Consider the following 9053-nt stretch of genomic DNA (forward strand, 5'->3'; position numbering starts at 1 on the left):
ACATCCAACACCGCAAACAGAAGAAACCCGTCAACCATATCCGCTCTCTTTCCTTTAAAACTTGATATAACAAATGGAAAATTTAGTGAACCGGCCATGCCGGATGAACGAGGAGCCTGTAGGGAATAGAACACGTCCTGGAAGGCCATGTCATCCTAAACCCTTCAAACGGTCTTCATGACGCCAACTTAACCGGGTGAGGCCGGGACAATCTGAAGCCATCCGTGGTCATGAAGAAGATGAACGGGAGTCCCAAAGAGGGCGGACAGGCGGTGATCATTCAGAACGTCCACCTTAAGACCATCTTCCATGATCCGGCCCTGTTTCAACAACACAACCCGATCAATCTCCGGAGGAATTTCATGGACATGGTGCGTCACCAAAATCACTGTGCCTCCCTGGCGGATGAAATCCCGAATGATCTGAAGGTATTGAAAGCACGCCTGCACATCCAGCCCGGTGGTTGGCTCATCTAACACAAGGAGCCGAGGTTCGTGCACCAAAGCCCGACCCAACAAGGCTCGCCGTTGTTCTCCGGTAGACATCTCCCCAAATGGGCGGTCTTGAAGATGGGCAATCCCAAGCTTGCGCATCATCTCAGAGCTGTCGGTACGATGTCGGAGACTGATGGTTTGATGGTCATACACATCCAAACTAGAGAAAAACCCCGAAAGAATAATCTCCAACCCTGTGGTGTGGCACGGATAGGCCTGTTGCATATCCGCCGAAATTATCCCGATTTGGGACCGTAATTCCCACACGTTCCAGTGCGCCTTCCCCATCAGCCGGACATATTGATCCGGCCCGACGACCGGATACAGTTCCCTCGAAAGCAGCTTCATGAATGTCGATTTCCCTGACCCATTGGGACCCAGGATAACGGTCGAACACCCCTGACCAATGACCAGAGACAGATCATGGAGGACAGGCTGAGTTCCCCGATACACCGTCGCATGGCGCATATGAATGAGAGGAGATTTTTCTAAACTCATCTGTGTATCCGACATACAAAAGCGCACTTCAATCCGCAAATACGCAGAAATCCCACCGACTTGGCAGAACACATTATTTCCGTATCGGATTCAGCCGATACAGTAACCATGAAATGGAGAGCACGGCATGTTTCACCAAATCCTCATACCCTAAAATCCATCACCGCTATTCTTTAGCAAAAACAACCCGTCTCACACAAAGACAAATTGCTCCATCTCGAAAAAATGAACGAACGGGAAAATCCACAGAATGCCCAAAATCAGGCCATGGTTTACCATGAACGACACAATCATCACTGGCACACCAGTTGCTTCTGATAAAAGATTGAGTGAGAGTCAGTAAGCCGTACAAAACGGCCAACATTCACAGGCTACATATAAACCCAGGGAGGTCGAAATGAAAATGATGTCTTCAGGATGCGCAATCGGGACGATGGCCTTTGTGTCGGGAATTACATTGGGAATCGCAGCAGGGCTGTTGTGGGCCCCACAGTCCGGGAAACGAACCAGAGAAGACCTACAGGATCTTGCCTCCGATACATTTGATCAAGCCGAGGACTGGCTGGACAACACCAAAGAAACAGTTGACGATTTTGTCAAACGGGGAAAAGCGGCCGTCATGGGCGCCTAATACGCACAAATTCATGACTCTAGTGATTAGAAACTCTGGGTAAATCAAGCCAAGAACGATGGAACACCCAGGGGAAGACGTTGTCGTCCTGAGCCGTTCGACAAGCCTCCCCTGGGTGCAGTCGAAGAGGCTCAGTCCAAGATCCATCGAAGGATCTCAGCCATGGCATTTTCACTATGGGCACAGAGCCTTCCCCAGAGGCTTAGGAAGCCAAACGGGTGAGAAGTTGCCAGATGAGCATGTGGTGTCCCCTACCTGAATGAGGATATCTTTGTTTGGACACGAAACCCCGAAGACTCTTCGAAATTTGTTGTCTTGGAGGCCAGAAAAAATGAGAGAAACTCAAGGAACAATTTACCCCTTCTAGACTCTTTCTACCCGGAGGACTACAATTGGTTCCGAGTAGTCTGTCCCATTGACCTTCCGAAGATTTTGTTATCTACTACATAAGCGTACCTCCACATGACCAGTGATTTCTGAAATTTTGAGCGTGATACCCCTCAGTGATCTGCCGCACAGTCACCAAGCACAAGCCCCTTCAATTGGCAGGAATGGCCCTTCTCTGACCGATGGGTCCGCCAATGGAAACCTGCACGAATCCGATAGGACAGCAGACCCGAAACCAGTCCCGTTCCCCGGCCACCACAACAGATAAGGACATACGATCTTGATATGGCAGGCATAACACGCATCCCGTTTCATCAGCGAATTGTCATTGGCGTCGAAATCGAGGCGTACAGTATTAATGTCACCGATCACAAAATCGGCAGGCGCCTGTCCAAACCCCGGCCGGGTCTTTCCGAATCCGGAGAGCGATTTACGCGGGATGCCTCCATCGGCAGCGAATATAACAGTCGTCCCTTTAGTACGGTCCGGGAGAGCTTGTTTTTACTCAAGGCCGGCTTGCGAAAATACCTGCGCGGACTGTATCGCAGTCGTGAAGACGAACAGGACTATCGCGTGCCGTTATTTGTGGGAGGCTGGACGAACCGGTTTGCGGGCACCCACCTACACATCTCTGTTGCCAATCGCAAACTCACCAAACAAGAAGCCACCGCCCTCAGTTGGCATCTGCATGACCAACTCCCGTTGCTCATCGCGACCGGAGCCAATTCACCCATATGGGACAAAAAAGTCACAGGGAAAGCCTCCAACCGGTTTCTTAGGGGAAATGCCACCTACTTCACGCCCACGAAACGAGGGGATCTCACCTCGGTCGATACCAGGGAACTGGTCTATAGCAAAGGACGAAAAACCAAACCGCCCACTCTGGAAATCCGGGTCTTCGATTCCAATATTCCTGAATTCGTCGTGGCGAATCTATGTCTGGTGAAAGCCGTGTGTTTGCGATGGCTCAGAGGGAAGCCGGCTGCCAATCGAATGAGCCATGCCGATTACCTCCTCGCCAGAACAGAAGCCGCAACCAAAGGCATGAAAGCCAACCTCCCCTGGAAACGGGAATGGATACCAGCCCCGGAATATTTGGATCGATTCCTCTGGGAACACCGGGAAGAAATCGATGCCATGGATATACCTGAAGAAATCTATGAGGTTCTCCGTCTGCTCAAACGCAGATATAACGGCACTCGGCTCATTCATGATGCGGTCGCCCTGGCCATTCGCGAGCACCCGCAAACCTGGCAACGCCGCTTCGCCAAACGCTATCGCTCAGGATTAGGTCATTTGCTCAGTGGCAATACCTTGCAGGATTTTGCCACCGAATTGAAGGTCCCCTTTCCCAGTACCGAACGGGTGTGGCTGGGCCGGAAGCGAGCCTCCATCGATGAGTAAACGCTTTCCCGCCCCGTTAATCGGCATCACCTGTGAAGCCGTATCCAACCGCAAGGATTTCGCCAACTACGATTTATTATGTGACCACCGCTATGCGGCCGCGGTCACCGAAGCGGGGGGCCATCCGGTATTACTTCCGATTAATCACAGGGAAACCCTTCGCAATCGTTATCTGGAAGGCATTGACGGGTTGGTCATTGTCGGAGGTGACGATCTGGACCCGAGCTGGTATGGAGAACGCCCTAAAAAACGCACAAAAGTGGCGTTCAAAAACCGGTCAAAGTTTGAAGCCTGGTTGTACAAGGCCGGCAAAACACGACGGTTGCCCATTTTAGGAATCTGCTATGGCATGCAGCTGATCAATGTCCTGGAGGGAGGAACCCTTCATCAACATATTCATAAACCCAAACAGGGCTATCATGTGGATCATGAAGGCAAGAAAAACGGGCTACATCCCATCAAAGTCATTCAGGGAACCCGATTGGCGACAATCCTCGGAAAGGGACGAAAGGTGGTGGCCACCCAACATCACCAGGGAGTCCGGACCCTCGCTCCCGATTTCATTCCTGCCGCCATCGCCAGCGACGGACTGATTGAAGCGATGGAACATCCCAAGTACCCCCATATTTTCACCGTGCAGTGGCACCCCGAACGACAACTGCGCAGCCAAACCACACAAAAACTCCTCCGGGCCTTCGTCCGATCCTGCCAACATTACCAACGAACAAGAAACCCGTAATCAGCCGGGTTCGCCGCAATCGTCATACACACAGATTCGTAAATAAAACGAACAATGAACCAGAAATTAGATGCGAAAGATTGGCAGGCTGTGGCATGCGGCAACCCACGTGGCACTAATCCGACATGAGACAATCACCAAATTACCCGGCATGGCCCGTACCACATGGGCATTCTGAACCGGAGGTGAAGAATCTGTGCCCGGGTCGAACAGCCCAACGCCTCAGCGAGATCCTTCGTTCACTATAGGTAAAGACAAGATAACCCAAGAGATGAACACGTACCTGACGCCTTTACGCCACTCCTTTCGCCATATGCCATTTGGTATTCAGACAATTCTTCCCGACATGAAAAAGATCGGTTGAATGTTCAAACCATGATTTCCTGGCAACATCCCTGGAAGCTCCAAGCCAAAGCCTCCCTCATCATCATGCTCATTGTGGGCGGGGCCATTCTGGTCACGGAACTCTTTCATCAATATTATGTGGCGGAATTGGCCAAAGATGTCATTCACTCCAAATCTCTCGTCCTCCTTCGCCAAATCGGCGCACGGTTTCAATCAGAAAAACATTTTCACAATGCGACATTGCGGGAGAAATATTTAAACGATTTGATGAGTCGGAACCCGGATCTCATCTTCCTTCGTGTCTATGGGAAAGGCGCCAAGGCCGATGATCCGCCAATCCTGCTCACACAGGTTGGTAAAACCGAGGACGCGTCATCTGACATCCCGTTGATGGTCACCCACACCTTCCAATTTGAAGAACCCCAGGGCCGCTTTCACAATCAACCCGGCGATGATCGGCTCAAATTATCCACCCCTCTTGCCATACAGGGAAAAACCGCCGGGGTCATCTACGCCGAATACTGGACGGGGCAACTTACCACCATCACACATTTTTTTCTCAATTGGTCGCTCATCATCAGCCTGATCATGGGATTCGGCATCGTGGCGGCGTTAAACTTTTTTCTCTATCGACATGTGATCCGTCCCCTTGGGCGGCTAAAAACCGGGCTGGCTGAGGTTGAAAAGGGCCAATGGGCCACCCTGGTCCCGATCGGAAAAACAGACGAAATAGGCGAATTAGCCCGCCAGTTCAATTCCATGGCACAACAGATCCAAGAGGTGATGAAGGAAAATGCCTCATTGAATCAGGCGTTAGCCCAGGCGCGGGATGTTCTACAAACCAGAGTGGAAGACGCAACCGCAGAACTCAGGCAACGGAATGAAGAGCTGGCCGCCGTCAACGAGCGCCTCTCCATTGCGCAACGTGACATTCTCCGGCAACAACGGTTGGCGGTCTTGGGGCAACTGGTCGCCACCATTGCCCACAAGATCGGCACACCCTTAACGGCCATCTTCGGACATCTGCAACTTCTCCAGGAAGATCCGCATCTTCCCCAGGAAGTCCTGGAGCGGGTGCGAACCATGCTCAAACAAACCGATCGCCTCACCCACAGCATCCAGGACTTACTCACCTTCACGCGAACACCCACCATCTCCGTCGAACAGGTTTCCCTCCCGACCCTGATCGACCAGTCGCTGTTATTATTTCGGCCGCTTTTGCAAGAGCAGGGCATTCAGGGGCTCACAAACTTTGCGCCGGATCTGTGGTCGGTCCAGGGAGATGCCTTTCATCTTCAGGAGGCCATCAACAACCTCATCGATAACGCCATCGATGCCATGCCGGACGGCGGGCATTTGACCATTCAGGCACGAAACGCCGAAGATACCCCTCAAACGGGGCCGGAGGTGATCGTCGATATTCACGATTCAGGACCGGGGGTTCCCCGGGAACACATCGAAAAAATCTTTGACCCCTTCTTTACCACCAAAAGTGTGGGGTCAGGAACTGGATTGGGATTAGCCATCACCACCGAAATTATTCAATTGCATAAGGGCCACATCACCGTGCAGAGCGAAGAAGGACAAGGCACCCGCTTTCTCATTCGGCTGCCGGCCTGGAGGATCCCGGATCATGCATAAAGCCACCATCCTCATCGTCGATGATGAACCGGACACGCTGACCCTGCTTCGGGAAATCATGGAAAAAGAAGGCTATCAGGTGCACACCGCCACAAGTGGCCAAGCCGCCTTAGGCACCTTTGTCGATCAAACGCCTGATGTAGTGTTATCGGATATTCAAATGCCACAGATGGACGGATTAGCCCTCCTGGCTGAAACACGGAAACGCAGCCCCCTCACCCAGGTCATTCTCCTCACCGCCTATGGGTCGTTGTCCACGGCCGTGGAAGGCATCAAAGCCGGGGCCTTCGATTACCTCTCCAAGCCCTTCGCATTGGAAGAAATTCGTTCCGTCGTCCGACGGGCCTGTGACCATAAACACACCCTGGAGGAGGCACGCGTATCGATTCAGCCACTCCTGCCAAAAGGAAATGGCATCAACCAGATACAAGGCAACAGTCCACCGATGGTGGCCGTGTACAAACTCATCGCCCGCGTCGCACCAACGGAATCCACCGTCCTCATCCATGGTGAAACGGGAACAGGAAAAGAACTCATTGCCAGGGCCATGCATGCCAACAGCCTCCGAAGCGACGGGCCGTTTATCGCCGTGGATTGCGGCACCCTCACAGAAAATCTGCTGGAAAGTGAATTATTCGGTCACGAACGCGGCGCCTTCACGGGAGCCATCACCCTCAAAAAAGGACTCCTGGAATCGGCCAATCGAGGCACCTGCTTTCTGGATGAAATCGGCGACATCTCTCCCAACCTGCAAAGCAAACTCCTCCGGGTCTTGCAAGAACATGAAATCCGCCGGGTGGGCGGCATGGAATCGATCAAAGTCGATGTCCGCATCATTGCCGCCACCAACAAACACCTCAAAAAACTCGTGGAATCCGGGAAGTTCCGGGAAGACCTCTATTACCGGCTCAACGTTGTCACGCTGCACCTGCCCTCGCTGCGAGAACGGGTCGAAGACATCCCTACCCTCATCGAATACTTTCTCACCAAATATACCCAGCTCAATAATAAGGTCATCACCGGAGTGCACCCGCAGGCCTTAGCCCTGCTCACCAACTATTCGTGGCCGGGAAATGTGCGGGAACTCGAACATACCATTGAACGTGCCGTGGTCATGACCCCGCATTCCCTCATCATGTCTCACGACCTCCCGTTAGCGCTCGTTGCGCCGCCCGCCCTCCCCGACCAATCGCCATCCCATCCAGACTGGAAAACACTCGGACAGCTCGAACGGGAACATATCCTCAAAGTCCTGGATGCCCAGCAAGGCGACGAAAACCGCACCTCGGAACTCCTCGGCATCCACCGGAAAACCCTCCAGCGAAAACTCAAAGAATACGGCCTCCGGTAAAACCCATTCCGCCCAACCCGTCATGCACGACGTTAGTCATCGACCACCCCCTCTCCACCCGTGGTCATCCTGAGCCGGAGGCGAAGGATCTAGTAAAGCCATAGGACTACCCTCAGCACGGCCCCAGACTCTTATATCCGGGCCTCCTTCCCCTCCGACATGTCTGTGGTTCCCCCTCTTTCATGGAAGTTCCTCCAAGGTTCATTTTGCTCCGACGCCTGCCGGCTGGCCCCAAGGAGGGACGCTCCTCACAGCTAGCGGACCGTGTCTGAGCCCCGCGAGTTGGTCCGCCCTCTGCAGAGTTAGCGTCCCTCCGCTTTAATAAGGCCAGACGGGGCGTCAATGGTTTTGGGTCCTTTTGCCGAAACAAAAGGACCTCGTCGTACGGGGACGAAACCCCGGCATCTCTCAAACAGTCAAAGTACTCCCAACATTCGTAATCGAACATCCATCCGCGCTTCGACAATCTAAAGAAGAAGTTGACTTATAGGCATAAGTAGTACAAATTCATGCATATGAGAACGCCATTAAATATTGATGATGCCCTTCTGGAAAAAGCCGCAAAATTGACCGGCGTTGAAGAAAAAACCTCCTTAGTTCGGCTAGGACTTGAGGCGCTCATTTCCAAAGAGGCGGCCAATCGCCTGGCTCAACTTGCGGGATCAGAAAAACAACTGCGGTTGTCTATGCGACGGCGATCGATACGCAAACCATGACGCTCGTCTAAGGAGAACCCTCTGAACCGCGAAATCCTTCAAGCGGCAATTGAGAATGGTCGAATCGAATGGCAACGTCATGCCTTGGAGCGAATCCTGGACCGAGACATTTCGCGCCAAGATGTATTGAACATCCTTCGCACCGATGAAGAAATTGAGGATTATGCCAATGATACTCCATTCCCCAGTGCCTTATTCTTCGGCTGGAAGGGTGCTGAACCGATTCATGTTGTCGTTGCCCTTGATTCAATCCCTCAACAGGATACATTATTACTGTGTATCGGCCGGATCTAGAGCATTTTCATCCTGACTTTAAGACACGGAGAAATCGTTGACACGAAATCATCTACCATCTCAATGCCCGCTCTGTGGTGGCACAAAAAAACCCGGGACAACCACCTTTACCGCCGAGTTGGAGTTTGGCATTGTGGTGGTCCGAAGTGTGCCGGCATTACAATGCTCAATGTGTGGAGCCGACTGGATTCAAGATGACATTGCGGCCCGTTTGGAATTGATCGTCAACGAGGCAAAACAAAAACGTCTGCAAGTGGAAGTCACGACCCTCGCCTAAGGCTTTGTGTTAAAAAACCTCTTCTGACCCATCACCTTCAGGTCGGCAACCGGATCAGCGCTTCAATTAAAGTACCGTTGTCATCCTGAGCGCAGCGAAGGATCTGTGCTCAGCACTTAAAGAATGAATTTGCAAAATTGATATTCTTCTGTATTTGAAATTCTGAACCCAGCGAGTTGGTCCGCTCTCCCTGGGCTTATCTCGGTACACTTTAATTTTGCTCCGACGCCTGCCGGCTGGCCCCAAGGAGGGACGCTCTTCGCATCTAGCGGACCT

At 52.3% G+C, this 9053-nt stretch carries 9 protein-coding genes; 8 read left to right on the plus strand and 1 reads right to left on the minus strand.

All coding sequences use genetic code 11. From position 1 onward, the window contains the following. Window positions 1–188 precede the first annotated feature (188 nt). Complete coding sequence (locus AAH187_RS11525) at window positions 189–992, minus strand: ATP-binding cassette domain-containing protein (RefSeq protein ID WP_342348606.1); 804 nt, start codon at window positions 990–992, stop codon at window positions 189–191. Between the two features lie 397 nt (window positions 993–1389). On the opposite strand from AAH187_RS11525, the gene AAH187_RS11530 reads away from it, so the two are divergent. The 8 genes from AAH187_RS11530 (at window position 1390) to AAH187_RS11565 (ending at window position 8777) form a co-directional block, all read left to right on the plus strand. After that, window positions 1390–1623, plus strand: a complete 234-nt coding sequence (locus tag AAH187_RS11530) for a YtxH domain-containing protein (RefSeq protein ID WP_342348607.1) — start codon at window positions 1390–1392, stop codon at window positions 1621–1623. Between the two features lie 672 nt (window positions 1624–2295). Further along, window positions 2296–3414: a glutamate-cysteine ligase family protein gene (locus AAH187_RS11535; RefSeq protein WP_342348608.1), complete on the plus strand. Its 1119-nt coding sequence runs from the start codon at window positions 2296–2298 to the stop codon at window positions 3412–3414. Continuing rightward, the gene (locus AAH187_RS11540) at window positions 3407–4153 is read left to right on the plus strand and encodes a gamma-glutamyl-gamma-aminobutyrate hydrolase family protein (protein WP_342348609.1); all 747 of its coding nucleotides are present in this window, start codon (window positions 3407–3409) and stop codon (window positions 4151–4153) included. Before AAH187_RS11535 ends, AAH187_RS11540 begins: the two co-directional genes overlap by 8 nt. Before the next feature lie 375 nt (window positions 4154–4528). Then, window positions 4529–6139 (plus strand): ATP-binding protein, encoded by a 1611-nt coding sequence (locus AAH187_RS11545; protein ID WP_342348610.1) that lies wholly within the window; start codon window positions 4529–4531, stop codon window positions 6137–6139. Continuing rightward, window positions 6132–7490, plus strand: coding sequence for a sigma-54 dependent transcriptional regulator (locus AAH187_RS11550; protein ID WP_342348611.1), 1359 nt, complete (start codon window positions 6132–6134; stop codon window positions 7488–7490). The genes AAH187_RS11545 and AAH187_RS11550 overlap by 8 nt, the downstream gene beginning before the upstream one ends. A 509-nt stretch (window positions 7491–7999) precedes the next feature. Continuing rightward, window positions 8000–8206, plus strand: coding sequence for a type II toxin-antitoxin system VapB family antitoxin (locus AAH187_RS11555; RefSeq protein WP_342348612.1), 207 nt, complete (start codon window positions 8000–8002; stop codon window positions 8204–8206). Between the two features lie 63 nt (window positions 8207–8269). Further along, entirely contained in the window at window positions 8270–8500 is a 231-nt protein-coding gene (locus AAH187_RS11560) for a DUF4258 domain-containing protein (protein ID WP_342348614.1), read from the plus strand. A gap of 37 nt (window positions 8501–8537) precedes the next feature. Beyond that, complete coding sequence (locus AAH187_RS11565) at window positions 8538–8777, plus strand: type II toxin-antitoxin system MqsA family antitoxin (RefSeq protein WP_342348613.1); 240 nt, start codon at window positions 8538–8540, stop codon at window positions 8775–8777. Window positions 8778–9053 lie beyond the last annotated feature (276 nt).

It is taken from the genome of uncultured Nitrospira sp. (assembly GCA_902500695.1).
Taxonomy (GTDB): Bacteria; Nitrospirota; Nitrospiria; order Nitrospirales; family UBA8639; genus Nitrospira_E.